General features: G+C 56.4%; 14 protein-coding genes. 10 read left to right on the top strand and 4 right to left on the bottom strand.

The window, feature by feature from the left end; all coding sequences use genetic code 11:
* The first annotated feature begins 36 nt into the window (after nt 1-36).
* Genes P3B99_005425 through phoU form a run of 6 tightly spaced genes read left to right on the top strand, consistent with a single transcriptional unit; the run spans nt 37 to nt 6,543 of the window.
* On the top strand, nt 37-1,293 hold the full coding sequence (locus P3B99_005425; GenBank protein WYJ06652.1) for a porin: 1,257 nt from the start codon (nt 37-39) through the stop codon (nt 1,291-1,293).
* Between the two features lie 34 nt (nt 1,294-1,327).
* Nucleotides 1,328-2,161, top strand: a complete 834-nt coding sequence (locus P3B99_005420; protein ID WYJ06651.1) for a phosphate ABC transporter substrate-binding protein — start codon at nt 1,328-1,330, stop codon at nt 2,159-2,161.
* A gap of 21 nt (nt 2,162-2,182) precedes the next feature.
* Complete coding sequence (locus tag P3B99_005415; protein WYJ06650.1) at nt 2,183-3,316, top strand: PstC family ABC transporter permease; 1,134 nt, start codon at nt 2,183-2,185, stop codon at nt 3,314-3,316.
* Entirely contained in the window at nt 3,313-5,025 is a 1,713-nt protein-coding gene (pstA, locus tag P3B99_005410) for a phosphate ABC transporter permease PstA (GenBank protein WYJ06649.1), read from the top strand. Before P3B99_005415 ends, pstA begins: the two co-directional genes overlap by 4 nt.
* Entirely contained in the window at nt 5,022-5,852 is an 831-nt protein-coding gene (gene pstB, locus P3B99_005405) for a phosphate ABC transporter ATP-binding protein PstB (protein WYJ06648.1), read from the top strand. Before pstA ends, pstB begins: the two co-directional genes overlap by 4 nt.
* 1 nt (nt 5,853) lies before the next feature.
* On the top strand, nt 5,854-6,543 hold the full coding sequence (phoU, locus tag P3B99_005400) for a phosphate signaling complex protein PhoU (GenBank protein WYJ06647.1): 690 nt from the start codon (nt 5,854-5,856) through the stop codon (nt 6,541-6,543).
* A gap of 113 nt (nt 6,544-6,656) precedes the next feature.
* Here phoU and P3B99_005395 read toward each other — a convergent pair whose 3' ends face one another.
* Nucleotides 6,657-7,556: an endonuclease/exonuclease/phosphatase family protein gene (locus P3B99_005395; GenBank protein WYJ06646.1), complete on the bottom strand. Its 900-nt coding sequence runs from the start codon at nt 7,554-7,556 to the stop codon at nt 6,657-6,659.
* 145 nt (nt 7,557-7,701) lie between these two features.
* On the opposite strand from P3B99_005395, the gene P3B99_005390 reads away from it, so the two are divergent.
* Genes P3B99_005390 through lspA form a run of 4 tightly spaced genes read left to right on the top strand, consistent with a single transcriptional unit; the run spans nt 7,702 to nt 12,675 of the window.
* Nucleotides 7,702-8,112, top strand: a complete 411-nt coding sequence (locus tag P3B99_005390; protein WYJ06645.1) for a hypothetical protein — start codon at nt 7,702-7,704, stop codon at nt 8,110-8,112.
* A gap of 23 nt (nt 8,113-8,135) precedes the next feature.
* Nucleotides 8,136-10,925: an isoleucine--tRNA ligase gene (ileS, locus tag P3B99_005385; protein WYJ06644.1), complete on the top strand. Its 2,790-nt coding sequence runs from the start codon at nt 8,136-8,138 to the stop codon at nt 10,923-10,925.
* Between the two features lie 4 nt (nt 10,926-10,929).
* Nucleotides 10,930-12,129, top strand: coding sequence for a TraR/DksA C4-type zinc finger protein (locus P3B99_005380; protein WYJ06643.1), 1,200 nt, complete (start codon nt 10,930-10,932; stop codon nt 12,127-12,129).
* Nucleotides 12,130-12,141: 12 nt separating this feature from the next.
* The gene (gene lspA, locus P3B99_005375; protein ID WYJ06642.1) at nt 12,142-12,675 is read left to right on the top strand and encodes a signal peptidase II; all 534 of its coding nucleotides are present in this window, start codon (nt 12,142-12,144) and stop codon (nt 12,673-12,675) included.
* 190 nt (nt 12,676-12,865) lie between these two features.
* Here the strand turns inward: lspA and P3B99_005370 are convergent, their stop codons facing one another.
* The 3 genes from P3B99_005370 to rpsB all read right to left on the bottom strand — a co-directional run bounded on the left by P3B99_005370 (nt 12,866) and on the right by rpsB (nt 14,892).
* Entirely contained in the window at nt 12,866-13,396 is a 531-nt protein-coding gene (locus P3B99_005370) for a hypothetical protein (GenBank protein WYJ06641.1), read from the bottom strand.
* Between the two features lie 133 nt (nt 13,397-13,529).
* Nucleotides 13,530-14,120, bottom strand: coding sequence for a translation elongation factor Ts (gene tsf / locus P3B99_005365; protein WYJ06640.1), 591 nt, complete (start codon nt 14,118-14,120; stop codon nt 13,530-13,532).
* A gap of 19 nt (nt 14,121-14,139) precedes the next feature.
* Nucleotides 14,140-14,892, bottom strand: coding sequence for a 30S ribosomal protein S2 (gene rpsB, locus P3B99_005360; protein WYJ06639.1), 753 nt, complete (start codon nt 14,890-14,892; stop codon nt 14,140-14,142).
* Between the last annotated feature and the right edge of the window lie 549 nt (nt 14,893-15,441).

The following is a 15,441-nucleotide window of genomic DNA, read 5'->3' as shown; positions in this document are numbered from 1 at the left end:
TCGGAAAAGACATTCGGCGAAACGCAAAAAAACAAAATGAACTACAAAATCACATCTACGGTAATCGGAACGCTGCTCATGGCGGCGGCTTCGGTTCTGAATGCGCAGGACAAACAAACTCTCGATTTGCTCGTGAGCAAAGGGATTATTACAAAAGAGGAGGCGGCTTCCGTTTCGAAGAAATCGGTTGCGGTCGCGCCGAAGGAAAAGACCACAAAGTCGATTAAGCTAATCGGCAGGCTGCAAATGCAGTACGAAAACATAAACGTGGACGAAACCGCCGGCGGTGTCGAAAGCTCGCTTGCCGCCAAAAACGATTTCATCATGAGGCGAATGTTCCTCGGCGCGGCGGCGGACCTGGGTTCGGGCTGGTCGGCGGAACTCGTTGCCGACTTCGCACGCGACGGCGACGGCTACATCGACAAGGCTGTAATAACCAAAAAGGTCGATTGGGATTCGCTCCAAGGCAAGCTCGGCTTCGGATACCGGAAAATCAACTTCGGCTTGGAGGAAAACACCTCTTCGTCGAAACTGCTTACGATAGAGCGTTCGCCCGCCACGCGCTACTTCACCGAAAACGCGAACGGCAGAAGGCTCGGCTTCGGCGGACGCCACACGGGCGTTTTCTGGGCGGGAAAAATTCCGCAGGTAAAGGGGCTTGAATACGGTCTTTCCGTCACGAACTCCTATAACAACAGCCCGACTAAAATGGCGGGCGGCGCGGACAACAACCTCATGTACGGCGCGATCGTAGCCTACGGCGCGAAAATCGACGAAGTGTCCTTGAAGGCGGGCGCGAACTTCGCCTACACGAACGGCATGAACGTAAACAACAACGGGCAGCACCGCGAGGTAATCGGCGTCAATCCCTACATCACCGCGCAGTATCTCGGCCTTAATTTCTACGCCGACTTCATGCTCGCGCAGGTCGAGGACGGCAGAAATTCGTACTCCGAAAACGCGACGCCCATGGGCGCGAACGTCGCCGCGGAATACAGGTTCGACATCGGCGACTTCGGAAAAATCGCCCCCGTCGTCCGCTACGCATGGCTCGACACCGACGGCCGCGGCGTGAAGATGTCCGACGGCGTGCGCAACGCCAACGCAAACTCCGCGTTCGACGCCGCGCAAAGCGTGTACATTGGCGCAAACTGGTACATCAACGGCGACGCCCTCAAATTCCAGCTCGGCTACGAATGGGCGCAGCTCAACGGCGTAAAGGCGGGCGCGGCATCGGTTGCGCAGCACTCCGAGGCAAACGCGGTTCGCGCGCAGGTTCAGGTTCTCTTCTAACGCATAAAAATTTCAACCGAAAGGAAACGACAACATGAAAAACACAATGTCGAAAATAGCAAAAATCACGGCGGTTGCCGTCCTCGCGCTTTGCGGCGCGGCGGCTTCTGCGGAAACGAAAATCGTAATCGACGGCTCGACGACCGTCGGCCCGATTTCCAAGGCATTTGCCGACTTCTACAAGGAAAACCACTCCGGCGTAAACATCACAATCAGCGAATCGGGCAGCGGCAACGGCGTAAAGAGCCTCATGAACAACGCCTGCGACATCGCCAACATGTCGCGCTTCATGAAGCCCGCCGAATTTAAAAGCTGCGTGGACAAGGGCATTCTTCCCGTGGCGCACGTCGTGGCGTTCGACGGTCTCGCGGTTGTGGTCAACCCCAAGAACCCCGTCAAGGCTCTGACGGTTTCGCAAATCGCCGACATCTACACGGGCAAAATCTCCAACTGGAAACAGCTCGGCGGCGAGGACGCGAAAATCGTGGTCGTCTCGCGCGACACAAACAGCGGCACTTACGAAACCTTCAACGAGCTTGTCCTCAAAAAGGCGGCCATTACAAAGGACGCCGAATACGTCGGCTCCAACGGTCAGGCTCGCACGCGCGTCAACACGACCAAAAACGCAATCGCGTACGTCGGCTTGGGCTTCGTTGACGACACCGTAAAACCGCTTTCCGTGGAGGGCATTCTTCCCGCCGCAAAGAGCGTTTCGACGGGCAAATATCCGATTGCCCGCCCCCTCTACATGTTCACAAACGGCTACCCGAAAATGGGTTCGGACGTGTATAACTTCGTAACGCTCCACCTCTCGAAGGAGGGCAGGGAAATCGTCTCCGACCTCGGATACATTCCCGTTTGCGAATAACAACCCCGAGGCGGCGTCTCCATGGAAAGCAGGAAAAACAGTCTGATTATGGACGCGCGTACCGACGCGGCGAAAGCCGTCGCCGGTCGCCTCGGCAGGGCGGGTTTGCTGTGTATTACCGCCGTTCCGACGCTTGCGGTCGTGTTCATAATATTTTTCATAACCAAGGAGGCGCTGCCGTTCTTCGACAATCTGGCGCACCTGAAAGAGTTTTTCACGGGCACGGATTGGAGCCCGTCGAAAGAGGCGAATCCGCATTTCGGCGCGCTCTCCATTTTTTACGGAACGCTGATGGTAACGGCAGGCTCGTGCGCGGTCGCCGTGCCGCTCGGCATTTTGACTGCGGTCTGCCTGAACGAAATCGTGGGCGGAAAGACCGCGCAGATTTTCAAGCCCGTCGTCGAGCTTCTTGCGGCGATTCCCTCCGTGGCGTACGGGTTTTTCGCGATTGTAGTATTCGCGCCGATTCTCCAAACGCGCGGCGGCGCGCTGCTTTCCGCCGCGATATTGCTTGCGGGCGTGCCGCTTGCGCTGATTTTCGGGCTTGCGTTCGGCGCGGGCATTTCGGGGCGGCTTTTCAAAAAGGCGGGCGCGAGGGCGGCGTTCGACGCGGCTTTTACCGCGGCGGGGCTTGCGCTTGTGTGCGCGGCGGCGTACCGCGTTTCGTTCGTCGAAATTTCGAGCGGCACGAACGCGCTGAATGCGTCGGTGATTCTTGCGGTGATGGCGTTGCCGACTATCGTGAGCATTTCGCAGGACGCCCTTGCGTCGGTCGGGCGCGACATGCGCGAGGGTTCGCTCGCGCTCGGAGCCACGCGCTTCGAGACGATTTTCAAAGTGTTGCTTCCCTGCGCAAAAAGCGGCATAGCTGTCGCCGTGATTCTCGGCTTGATGAGGGTTGTCGGCGAAACGATGGTCGTGTGGATGGCGAGCGGAAACTCGCTGAAAATCCCCGAACCTTTCTACAATTTCCTCGAACCCGTGCGCACGCTCACCGCGACAATTGCGGGCGAAATGGGCGAAGCCGACCAGAGCACGGGGTCGGACAGATACCACGTCCTGTTTGCCGTGAGCCTATGCCTGCTGCTCGGCGGGCTGCTTCTGAACGCCGCGGGACAGTGGGTCGGGTCGGGCTTTAAATCGAAAAGAAAATGAACGTTTCAAACAGAAAAATTTTGGACAAGGCGTTTACCGCGCTCGCGTATTCCTCGCTTGCGGCGATGGCGTTGGCGGTTGTGCTTTTCCTTGCGCCGATAATTTGGAACGGCGCGGGGGCGTTCGCCTTTACGGCGACTGTCGAGCACGAAAAATTCCTCGGCGAAGTCGTCGGCGACGACCTTTCCGAATCCGAAAAAACGCGGATAGCCGAAGCCGACGCCGCGCGAGAGCCGCTCTACAAAATGATGTCCGAATACGAAAACCCCGCCTCGGCAAAGGCTTTGGAGCGCGGGCTTGACGAGGCGTTCGCGAAGTCGGCTGCGGGAATGCCTGCGGAATCGGGCGAAATTTTCGCGGCTCTCAAATTGGGCGGCGCGGCACGCGCAAAGGCAATCCGCGCGGCGTCCGAAAAATTCTGGAAGCCCTACGTTTCCGCGCTCGAACGCGAAGTTGCCGACGCTTCGGCTGCGGGCACATCTTTTGCGCTTGCCGAAATCCTCGCGCGGCAGGAGGGAAAAATCGCCGACGCCGTTCGCGGGGAAATCGCCGAGCTTGGAAAAATCCGCAAGCTTACGTTTTCCGAAAAGAGCGCGTTGCGCAGAAACGCGGGCGAAATTCCGCACGAGAAAATCGCCGAAGCCCTCGCCGTGTTGGAGGAAAACAACCGCGCCTACGAAACCCTGAGCGACGGCATAGCCGAGCTTCTCGGCCCGCGCGATTCCGCCGCCCGCGAGCGCGCAAAGCTTCTGCGCCGCAAGTACGGACAGACGCGCCTCGACAACGCCCGCGCGGTTCTTGAAAATTCCGTGAACACAATCACGGTTCGCGGGCGCGACGCTTCGGGGGCGGAGTTCCTCAAACGCGTTTCGTCGGCAGAGTATTTCCGAGGCACACCCGTCGAGAAAATCGTGGCGTATGTTGACGGAAATTTCGACGCCATGCTGCGCCCGCACTTCGCCCTCTACTTGGGATTCCTCTTCGACGACCCCTACGATTCCAACATTTTCGGCGGAATATTCCCGATGATTTTGGGCACGTTCTACCTCACATTCGGCTCGATGCTGATAGCCGCGCCCCTCGGAATAATCGCCGCGATATACTTTGCCGAATACGCAAGGAACGGGCGCGTAGCCTCCGTTCTGCGCATGTGCGTGGGAACTCTCGCGGGCGTTCCGTCGATAGTGTTCGGCCTGTTCGGCTTGGCGTTTTTAATCAACACCGTGAAAGTGTCGGAAAGCAAGAGCGTGCTTGCGGGCGCGATAACCCTCGCGCTTCTCATTTTGCCCACAATTATCCGAAGCTGCGAGGAGGCGTTGAAGGCGGTTCCCAACTCGTACCGCGAGGCGGCGCTCGGCTTGGGCGCGGGCAAGTGGCGCTCGATATGCACGGTGATTCTCCCCGCCGCGCTGCCCTCAATGCTTACGGGCATAATCATTTCGATGGGACGCGCCGCGGGCGAAACCGCGCCGATTATCTTCACCGCCGCAACGAGCACGGGCGCGGCGCTCGCGCTAAGCGAAGTGTTCACGCAGGCGACGCCCGCGCTGCCGTGGAACATCTACAATATTTGTTCGGAACACGAAATGGCCGAGCGCGTCGCGCACGTCCAGTACGGAATGGTGCTCACGCTCATATCGATAGTCCTGCTTCTCAACGGGGTCGCGATATGGGTCAGGGCGCGCATGAGGAGCAAAATGAAATCATGACGCAAACATACAACGAAGAAAAAACAAAAGTGGAAAACAGCATAAAAATTCCAACCGAAGCCCCCGAACGGCGCGACTTCGCCGTAGCCGCCAGAAATTTCTCCGTCTACTACGGAAAATTCCACGCGGTCAAAAACGTGGACGTCGAATTCGAGCGCGGCAAGGTGACGGCGATAATCGGGCCGAGCGGTTGCGGAAAGAGCACCTTTTTGCGCTGCATAAACCGCATGAACGACCTCGTGGACGGCTGCCGCACGACGGGGCTTCTTTCGCTCGACGGCGTCGACATCTACCACAAGCGTCTCGACGTCCCCGAGCTCAGGCGGCGCGTCGGCATGGTCTTCCAGCGTCCGAATCCGTTCCCGAAGAGCATTTACGACAACGTAGCCTACGGCGTGCGCCTCAAAGGCGGAGTGTCGAAGAGCGAGCTTGACGGAATCGTCGAAACCTCCCTACGCCGCGCCGCCCTTTGGGACGAGGTGAAGGACAGGCTTCGCTCGAACGCGCTGGGAATGTCGGGCGGACAGCAGCAGAGGCTTTGCATTGCCCGCGCCCTCGCGGTAAGCCCCGAGGTGCTTCTCATGGACGAGCCGTGCAGCGCCCTCGACCCCAAATCGACCGCGCGGATAGAGGACTTAATCGGCGAGCTTTCGGGCGACTACACAATCGCAATCGTCACCCACAACATGCAGCAGGCCGCGCGCGTCTCCGATTTCACCGCCTTTTTCTACGAAGGCTCTCTCGTGGAATACGGCGCGACCGACAGGCTTTTTACGAATCCCAAAAACAAGGCAACAAACGACTACATAACGGGGAGGTTCGGTTAAAATGAACAGCCATCTCAGACACGATTTAAAGCAACTCAAAGACCGCCTCCTCAAAGTGGCGATTGCCGTAGAGGAGAACGTGCGCAAAAGCGTCCGCGCCATTACCGAGCTATCCGAGCCGCTCGCCAGCGAAGTCGTTTCGGCGGACGCGGGAATCGACAAAATGGAGGTCGATACCGAGGAGGAGTGCCTTAAAATTCTCGCGCTCCACCAGCCCGTGGCAAGCGACCTGCGCTTTGTGGTGACGGTGCTTAAAATCAACAACGAGCTAGAACACATCGGGGACGTCGCCGCGAACGTTGCGAAGCGGGCAATCATGCTAAAAGCCCAGCCGAAAATCGAAATTCCCTTCGACTTGGACAAAATGGCGTCGCGCACAATCTACATGCTCAGAAGCAGCATCGACGCGTTCCTCAGGGGCGACGAGCTTCTCGCAATCGGCGTCTGCGAGGACGACGAAATTGTGGACTCCGAAAACCGCAGGTGCTACGGCGCGGTCGAGCGCGGCGTGAAGTCCGCCCCCGAAAGCGCGATGGCGGAAATCAACTACCTGCTTGTCTCGAAGTGCTTCGAGCGCATCGCCGACCTTTGCACGAACATTGCCGAAGACGTAATCTACATGAAGCACAGCATAATCGTGCGCCACAACGTCAAGGCGGCGGCGGAGGAAATCAGAAACGGCGACGCGTAGCGTTTCCGCGCGGCGCGACGGCGGCATGCTGATTGCCCCGCCGCCTTTCGAATGCCGCTTTCGAATTGCCGAAACAAAAAAGCTCCCGTTCGCGCGGGAGCTTTTTGCGTTTGCTATTTTATGATTGCCTTGACCGCCACGGGGAAGTGGTCGGAGGGGTATTCGGGGATTTTCGCCTTGGGGTTTGCCCGCTTTTTTGCGTCGAAGCCGCACGCCTTGTCGGATACGACTTCGTAGGAGAGAATGTCGATTCCCTTTGTCGTCAAAATGTAGTCTATCCTGTCGAAGAGGGGAGTTCCCGTAAAATTGTGATATGTGCCGTTCGGCCCGTAGGGCTGGGTCTTGGAGAGCTTGCGCGAGTCGAGCAGAAGCCCGTCGGAGAGGATAATTTTCATGGGTTCGTCGGATTCGAGCGCGTTGAAGTCGCCCACGCAGACTGCGGGCGCGTCCTTCGCGATTTCGCGCGCCTTTTTCAGCAGAAGCTTGGCCGATTCCGTCCGCGCGACTTTCCCGACGTGGTCGAAATGCAGGCTGAAAAAGTAGAGCTGCGCCCCCGTGAGCTTGTCGCGGAATTTGCCCCAAGTGCAGACGCGCTTGCACATGGCGTCCCAGCCCTTGACGGGTTTGTCGGGCGTTTCGGCGAACCAGAAGTCTCCGCTGTCGAGAACTTCGAAACGCGCGGGGTTGTAGAATATCGCGGCGTGCTCGCCGCCCGATTTCCCGTCGTCGCGTCCCGCCCCGAAATACTTGTAGCCCGTGGTTTTTGCGATGTAGTCGAGCTGGTGTTTGAAGCCCTCCTGAGTGCCGAAAATGTCGAAATTGTGGGCGAGGACGAGCCTCCCCACGGAGTCCTTCCTGTCCTGCCACATATACGAGATGCTCGAGTCTGGCTTGGGCGCGAGGCGCAGGTTGAATGTCGCCAATGTGGTCGCAAGTTCGGGCCTTTTTTCGAAAGAATTGCATGCCGTCAAAAGAAACGGAAGGCACAACACCATATATATAAGTTTTTTCATGCGAAAAAACATATATGCTTCGGAATGAAAATTAGTCAAATTTATAAAACCGCCCGCCGCGGGACGCGTTTTTGCGGGGAATTTATTGCCCGAAACGGCAGAAAAAATTTGCAATGCGCGGGGGGTTTTGCTTAAATCGTGCGCTATGAAAAAAATCGCGTCAATCATGTGCCTGTGCGCCGCCGTTTTCGGGGCGGACGGGATTTGCGCCCAACAGCAGGATTCCGTCCCGCAGTTGAAGGCGAAAATCGCGGCGTTGGAAACGCAAATCGCCGACGACGCAGGCGTAATTTCGGCTCTGCGCGCGGAAATACGTTCGCTCAAAAAGGAAATCCGCAAAATGAAGCGCGACGCCGTCGCGGCAACGGTTGCTGCGTCCGACGTCAAAAAGGCGGCGGCGAAACAGACTGCGGGCGAATCGGCTTCGTCCAAGTCAGCGTCGCGCGAGGCGTACGCGGACACCGTGAAATCGGCGTCGCAGTCGAAAGTGGAATCGCAGAGCGCAACCCGCAAACCCGCGGAGTCGAGCGTGTGGGACCACATGTTCCCGTTCTAAGATAAATTTAAGCAAACTACAAAATGTCGGAAAAAGACTTCAAAGACACCCTCAACCTTCCCAACACAAAGTTCCCCATGCGCGGCGACCTCGTCAAACGCGAACCCGCGCGCATCGAACACTGGAAAAAGTCCGACCTCTACGGGCGCATTCAGAAAAAGAACGCGGGACACCCCAAATTCGTCCTCCACGACGGCCCCCCGTTCACGAACGGCGACGTCCACATCGGCACCGCGCTCAACAAAATTTTGAAGGACGTAATTCTGCGCTACAAGTCTCTCAAAGGCTTCGCCACGCCCTACGTTCCCGGTTGGGACTGCCACGGGCTGCCAATCGAGCACAAGGTGGTTAAAATGCTGCGCGAGCAGAAGCGCGACGTCGATACCGCCCAGCTCCGCGAGGAATGCGCAAACTTCTCCTCCGAATTTATCGAAAAACAGCGCAGGCAGTTTCTGCGCCTCGGCATTCTCGCCGACTGGGAGCACGAGTACAAAACCAAGAACCCCGCGTACGAGGCGGACATTCTCCGCACGTTCTCGGCGTTCGTCGAAAAGGGAATGGTCTACCGCAGCAAGAAGCCCGTGTACTGGTCGATTCCGTGCGCGACGGCTCTTGCGGAGGCGGAAATCGAATACAAAGACCACACAAGCTCGTCGATTTGGGTGGCGTTCAAGCTCGACGAAGAGTCGAACAAAAAGCTCGGTCTCGAAAACGCCGAAGCCGTAATCTGGACGACAACCCCGTGGACAATGCCCTCGAACTTGGCGATGGCGGTAAACCCCGACATCGACTACGTTTCGGTCTCGGCAAACGGCAGAACTTTCATTGTGTGCGAGGCTCTGGCGGAAAACTTCGTGTCGTCGGTGGGTCTCGAAAACGCGGAAATCAAAAAGCTTTGCAAAGGCTCGGAGTTGGAGGGCGCAAAGGGCTTCCACCCCTTCATGAACCGCAAAAGCCCCATTGTCTGCGCGCGCTATGTAACCACCGATTCGGGCACGGGCATTGTGCACATCGCCCCCGGGCACGGGCTCGAAGACTATCAGGTAGGGCTCGACAACAAGCTCGACATCTACTCGCCGCTCGACGACAACGGCTGCTATGTCGACGACGGACAGATTCCCGCCGAACTCGTCGGTTTGAGCGTGCTCGAAAACGACGCGGGCAGAAGCGCGGCAAACGGCAAGGTTCTCGAAATTCTCGACCGCTGCGGCGCGCTGCTGAAAATCGCGAAAATTTCGCACCAATACCCGCACTGCTGGCGTTCGAAGACGCCCGTCATCTTCCGCGCAATGGACCAGTGGTTTGTCGCGCTCGACAAGGACGGTCTGCGCCAGCGCGCCCTCGACGAAATCTCGAACGTATCGTGGGTGCCCGAACGCGGCGAAAACAGAATACGCGGAGCGGTCGAGTCGCGCCCCGACTGGTGCATTTCGCGCCAACGCTCGTGGGGCGTGCCGATTCCCGCGTTCTACGACGAAAACGGCGGCGCGTATCTCGACGCAGGCGTAATCCGCGGAATTGCCGACAAGGTCGAAAAGCTCGGCACGAATTTCTGGTACAACGCAAGCGAGGCGGAAATCCTCGACGGCATAAAACTGCCCGAAGGCTGGGACGCCTCCAAGCTCCGCAAGGGCGCGGACACACTCGACGTCTGGATTGACTCAGGCTCGAGCCACGCCGCCGTGCTCGCGCGGAATCCCGATTTGGCTTGGCCCGCCGACCTCTACTTCGAAGGCTCCGACCAGCACAGGGGCTGGTTCCAAAGCTCGCTGTGGACGGCGGTTGCAACGCGCGGGAAAGCGCCGTATAAAAAGGTCATCACGCACGGGTTTATCGTAGACCAAAACAGGAAGAAAATCTCCAAAAGCGACGGAAAACCGCACACCGCCGACATGTACGTCGGCAAGTGGGGCGCGGACATTATCCGCATGTGGATTAGCTCCGTGGACTACCAGAACGATATTCCGATTTCCGACGACATTCTCGCGCATGTCGCAAACGCCTACCGCGGCTTCCGCAACACGGTCATGTACCAGCTCGGAAACCTCTACGACTTCGACCGCTCGAAAAACGCGGTCGCGCCCGAAAAGCTCGACGCAATCGACAAATGGGCGGTCGCAAAGGCGGTCGCGTTCGCGGAGGAGGCGGACAAGGCGTACGAAGCCTACGAATTCCACAAAGTCTACAAACTCATCGACAACTTTTGCGGCGTAACGCTCTCGCGCATCTACCACGACATTCTCAAAGACAGGCTCTACACCTGCGCGGCGGATTCGTTCGAGCGCAGGTCGTCGCAGACGGCAATCGACATCGTAAACGACATCTTGCTGAAAGTGGCTTCCCCCATTCTCACGTTCACGGCGGACGAGGCGTTCGACTTCAAGAACGGCGCGGAATTTTCGGAGGAATCAATCCACTTGCAGGATTGGCCGTCCTACGGCGCGGAATACGCCGACAAGGCGACCGCCGCGAAAATCGACCGCATTCTCGCAATCCGCGACAGGGTCAACGAAGAGCTTGAAAAGCTCCGCAAAGACAAGACAATCGGCAAGAGCCTCGAAGCGGAAGTCGAAATCGCGATTGACAAATCCTGCGAAGACGCCGCAATTTTGCGCGAATTTGCCGATAAACTGCCGGAGATTTTCATCGTTTCCTCCGTGCGCATCGTCGAGGGAAAATTCGAAAACTTGGCGATTCAGGCGCGCAAGGCGGAGGGCGAACGCTGCGTCCGCTGCTGGCGAATCCTGAAAAATCTCGACGATCACGGAATCTGCCCGCGCTGCAACGAGGCAATCGAATCAACAAACAAATAGCATTATGAGCAAGAAGACCGCCCCCAAAAAGTCAGCCAAAAAATCCGCAAAGCCGGTGCAGGCAAAATCCGCGCCGAAGAAGGTTTTGCCGGCAGCCAAAAAGGCGGCGGTCGGCAAAAAAACGCCGCCCGCAAAGAAAGCGGCGGCGGTTTCGGCGGCAAAGAATGGCGCAGCCGCGCCTGCAAGGCGCGTAATAGCCTCGGTCAAGCCCGACAAGCTCGCAAAACTGCGCGAGTCGGTAAACGCCAAGGCGCAGCCGAAACGCATAGCGCAGGCGACTATCTCCGCGCCCAAGCCCGCCGCGCAAAAGAAAACGGAAAACGTGAAAAAAACTTCCAAAAAAACGGCGGAAAAAAAGCCCGCCAAAACGGAAAAAACAAAGGCGGCAGCTTCTGTTGCCGAAAAAACCGAAAAACCGCAAAAGGCGGATCCCGCTCCGAAAGAGCCGGAACGCCAATTCGCCGCGCCGGCTTCGAAGCGCAAAAAAGCGCACCTGCGCCCGTCGCACAACATCTACTTCTCAATCGAAGACCTGAACGCGTATTTCGAAAAGCGCGAAGCCCAGACGGAACGCGTCCAGAAAGAGAAATCGGCGGCGAAGAAAACCGCGTCTGCGGCGTCGGCAAAGCCCGTCACCGCGCCCGCAGTTCCCAAAAAACCGCTCGCGGTGGCAACCATTTTCGACATTCTTGGGCTTAACCCCGTCGTGGCGCAAACCCACGAAAAACTCGACGAGCAGGACGTTCCCCGCAAGTGGAAAAAGTACTACAAAATGCTCGTCGATCTCCGCAAACACCATTCGAGCGGCGTGGAACAACGCTCCGAAGAGGTGCTTAAACGCTCCGCAAAGGACGACGCGGGCGACCTGTCATCGTACGGGCAGCATCTCGCCGACGCCGGCAGCGAAAGCTTCGAGCGCGATATGGCGTACAATCTCATATCGAACCAGAAAGAGGTTCTTTCGGAAATCGAGGAGGCTATCAAGCGCATCAAAAACGGCACTTACGGAATCTGCGAAATCACGGGCAAACCCATTCCTGAATCGCGCCTGATGTCGATTCCCTACACGCGCTGCACAAAAGAGGGGCAGGAAATCAAGGAGCGCGAGGCGAAGCGCATAAAGGCAAGCCAGCGTTCCGCGCTCTACGACATGGGAGACGGCTCGGCGTCCTCCTCATCGCCCGACGAGGAAGCGGGTTCTTAAACTTTTTTCGCCGTGGAACAAAAATCGGAATACAAGGGCAAAAAGACCCCCTCGGCGGCATTTTTCGTCGCGGCGGTTCTCACCGTCGCGCTCGACCAGCTCACAAAATTTGCCGTCGTCAAAAACATACCGTGGTCTTTCGACAACCCGACATACCACTTCGGCGGCGAAAACAAGCCGATTTCGGCAATCGACAACTTCCTCTACATCGTCCACATCACAAACGAGGGCGCGGCGTGGGGGATTCTGTCGGGGCAGACGTACCTGCTTGCGTCGATTGCGGTTCTCGCGCTCGCGGCTGTATGGCTGTTCCGCAACAGCCTCGGCTTTTCGCGCCTCTGGGGGCGGATTGCTCTGGGGATTTTCGTCGGCGGGGTTATCGGAAATTTGATAGACCGAATCAGCTACGGGCACGTTATCGACTTTATCGACGTGCACCTGCCTATTGTAAACTACCGCTGGCCTGCGTTCAACGTGGCGGACTGCGGAATTACGGTAGGGGTCGCGATTTACATAATCATGGTGTTCGTCTACGGCGACGATTAGCCTTTCCCCGCGCGGGACTGCCGCATTGCTGCGAGTGCGGCTTTGATTTAAAATTCCGCTTCTATTTAACCTTACACTCGCGCGGACACGTTCGACGTATTTATGCCGCGCCCCAACTTTTCGCGGCACAAAAAACGCGGAATCGCCAATGCGAACTTCCGCGTTTTTTGTGCCGAACGCGTCGACTTTGTTATTTCAGCATGTTTTCGTTTGCGGCGTTCTGCATGTCGGTTTTGAACTTCTTTTCGATTTTGTCGGCAAACGCCTTTGAAGTGAATTTCTGCCCGAGCAGTTTGCCGTCCTTGCGGTTGTAGACGTACGCGGCGGCTTCGACCTTTGCGTTGCCGTAGAAGCGTTTGAAGTCGTCGCCCCAGCCGTATTTCTTGAACGCAATGTTGACTTGCTCCGACTCTCCTGTTGCGCCTGCGGTGTAGACGAAAGGCTTTGCCATTGTCGCTTTGCCGACAACGGTGTCGCAGTTCATTTCGCCGCCCGCGATCGTGAAGAAAACCACGAAAACGTCGAGGCTTGTTGTTGACGCAACCGTGAGGGTGAACGCCTTTTTGCGCGAGACGTTTTTGACGAAGTCGTCGTGGTCGCTTGAGAGTTGTCTGCGGCTCTCGTGGCGCGAGACCTTTTGGTCGAGCGTAATGCGCGCGCTCTGCGCCTGCAAAGACAACGCCAAGAATGCCGAAAAGATAATAAGTATGTATTTTTTCATAATATGTTTGTTTATGTTAAAATATCATACATGTTGTCCCGCGTATTTTGCAAGTATTTTTTTTGTTTGTGCGTTCGCAAAAAAAACGGTTTCGGAAACCCGAAACCGTTCTTTGTTGATATGAAAAACTCGATTAGCCGATTTGGTAGCGCGTGAAGCGTTTGACTTCGATTTTTTCGCCGATTGTCGCGATTTTCTGCGTAAGCATGTCGCCGACCGTGAACTTGTCGTCCTTGACAAAGGGCTGTTCGAGCAGGCAAATGCCCGCGACGAACTTGTCGATTTTACCGTCGACAATCTTCTGCTTGATTGCTTCGGGCTTCTTGTCTTCCGCCAGCTGCGCAAGGGCGATTTCGCGTTCCTTTTCGACGAGGTCGGCGGGAACTTCTTCGCGCTTAATGCAGATGGGAGCGGCCGCCGCGATGTGCATGCAGAGGTCGCGCACAAAAGACTTGAAGTCTTCGTTCTTTGCCACGAAGTCCGACTCGCACGCAACTTCGATGAGCACGCCCACCTTGTTGTTCGAGTGGATATAAGCTGCTACCAAGCCCTGCGAGGCGTTTCTGCCGGCTTTCTTTGCCGCCGTCGCAACGCCCTTCTTGCGGAGGATTTCGATAGCTTTTTCTTCGTTGCCTTCGGCTTCGGCGAGGGCTTTTTTGCAGTCCATCAGACCTGCGCCCGTCGTCGCGCGCAAGTCGCTTACCATCTTTGCGGTGATTTCCATGTCGGTAATAAATTAGTTGTTAAGCTTTGGGTTCTTCCGCTTTCGCTTCGTCCTTCTGGGCTACGATCTGCGGATTTTTTACCTGAACCGTGCGGCGGCTGAGTCCGTTCTGGATAGCTTCCACTACGATTTCGGTGATGAGGCGAATGCTCTTTACTGCGTCGTCGTTGGCGGGAATCGGGTAGTCAACGAGCGTCGGGTCGGAGTTTGTATCGACGACCGCAACGACCGGAATTCCGAGCTTGCGGCATTCCGCAACGGCGATTTCCTCGTTCTTGATGTCTACGATGAACGCCGCGCCGGGGAGCTTCTTGATTTCCTTGATGCCTTCGAAGTTGCGGTTCATTCTGTCCATCTCGCGACGGATAGCTGCCGCTTCCTTTGCATAGAGCTTGTCGAGTGCGCCCGAAGCTTCCATGTCGAGGAACTTCTTGTATTTTTTGAGGCTCGACTGGATTGTTTCGAAGTTTGTGAGCGTGCCGCCGAGCCAGCGGTTTACGCAGAAGGGCATGTTGCACATTGTGGCGGCTTCGCGGAGGATTTCCTGAGCCTGACGCTTTGTGCCGATGAACATGACGTCCTTGTTCGACGCAACGATTTCTTCGAGGAACGCGGCGGCTTTTTCGAGCTGCGCGTAGGTTTTTTCGAGGTCGATAATCGAAACGCCAGAGCGGTGGTCGTAGACATAGGGCTTCGATTTCGGGTTCCAGCGGCGTGTCTGGTGACCAAAATGCACGCCTGCGTCGAGGAGGTCTTTTACTGTGATATTCATGATGTTATGCTCCGTATTTGCCTTTCGGCAAACCTGGGATATTTCTATTGTTTTGAGGTTGTTTTTATCGAAAGCCGCACCGTGCGATTTTCGGAAAAAGTTTGCATGAAACACCAAGGGCGCGTTTGGCGCAAGCAAATTTTTCACATTTTTCATGGTAATGGGATTCTTACGCGGCGCGGCTTGTATGCGGCGTTTTTTCCGTATTTGCATTTTCGCCATTCCGCGTTTTGAATTTTTCTTTCGAAAAAATCCGACCTATTTGCAAAAAATTTGTCTTTTGCCAGTTCTTGCCGTTTTGTTGCGTTGTCGGTTTTTATTTGTATGTCGTTTTTATGCAATGTTATCTGTGCGCAACCTGTTTCGTGTGTCCGTTGCGGTAAAACATACCCATTTTTGAAAAAATACCCGTTTTTAAAGTTTGGAGGCGGGGGCTGGATATGTTATTATCGTCCCCGATTTCGGAACGCCGCAAGGCGGTTTCGGAATTAGAGTAGTAGAGTAGGTTAAAAGGCGTCCTCGTAAGAGGACGTTCTTTTTTTTTGTTCA

This window comes from Opitutia bacterium KCR 482, assembly GCA_029269845.2.
Lineage (GTDB): Bacteria > Verrucomicrobiota > Verrucomicrobiia > Opitutales > Intestinicryptomonadaceae > Merdousia.
This window is presented reverse-complemented; position numbering and strand designations above follow the sequence as displayed.

Bases quoted from the DNA above. Each gene is read 5' to 3' on its own strand.
- P3B99_005425 (WYJ06652.1), top strand. From the start codon at position 37: ATGAACTACAAAATCACATCTACGGTAATCGGAACGCTGCTCATGGCG.
- P3B99_005420 (WYJ06651.1), top strand. From the start codon at position 1,328: ATGAAAAACACAATGTCGAAAATAGCAAAAATCACGGCGGTTGCCGTC.
- P3B99_005415 (WYJ06650.1), top strand. From the start codon at position 2,183: ATGGAAAGCAGGAAAAACAGTCTGATTATGGACGCGCGTACCGACGCG.
- pstA (WYJ06649.1), top strand. From the start codon at position 3,313: ATGAACGTTTCAAACAGAAAAATTTTGGACAAGGCGTTTACCGCGCTC.
- pstB (WYJ06648.1), top strand. From the start codon at position 5,022: ATGACGCAAACATACAACGAAGAAAAAACAAAAGTGGAAAACAGCATA.
- phoU (WYJ06647.1), top strand. From the start codon at position 5,854: ATGAACAGCCATCTCAGACACGATTTAAAGCAACTCAAAGACCGCCTC.
- P3B99_005395 (WYJ06646.1), bottom strand. From the start codon at position 7,556: ATGAAAAAACTTATATATATGGTGTTGTGCCTTCCGTTTCTTTTGACG.
- P3B99_005390 (WYJ06645.1), top strand. From the start codon at position 7,702: ATGAAAAAAATCGCGTCAATCATGTGCCTGTGCGCCGCCGTTTTCGGG.
- ileS (WYJ06644.1), top strand. From the start codon at position 8,136: ATGTCGGAAAAAGACTTCAAAGACACCCTCAACCTTCCCAACACAAAG.
- P3B99_005380 (WYJ06643.1), top strand. From the start codon at position 10,930: ATGAGCAAGAAGACCGCCCCCAAAAAGTCAGCCAAAAAATCCGCAAAG.
- P3B99_005370 (WYJ06641.1), bottom strand. From the start codon at position 13,396: ATGAAAAAATACATACTTATTATCTTTTCGGCATTCTTGGCGTTGTCT.
- tsf (WYJ06640.1), bottom strand. From the start codon at position 14,120: ATGGAAATCACCGCAAAGATGGTAAGCGACTTGCGCGCGACGACGGGC.
- rpsB (WYJ06639.1), bottom strand. From the start codon at position 14,892: ATGAATATCACAGTAAAAGACCTCCTCGACGCAGGCGTGCATTTTGGT.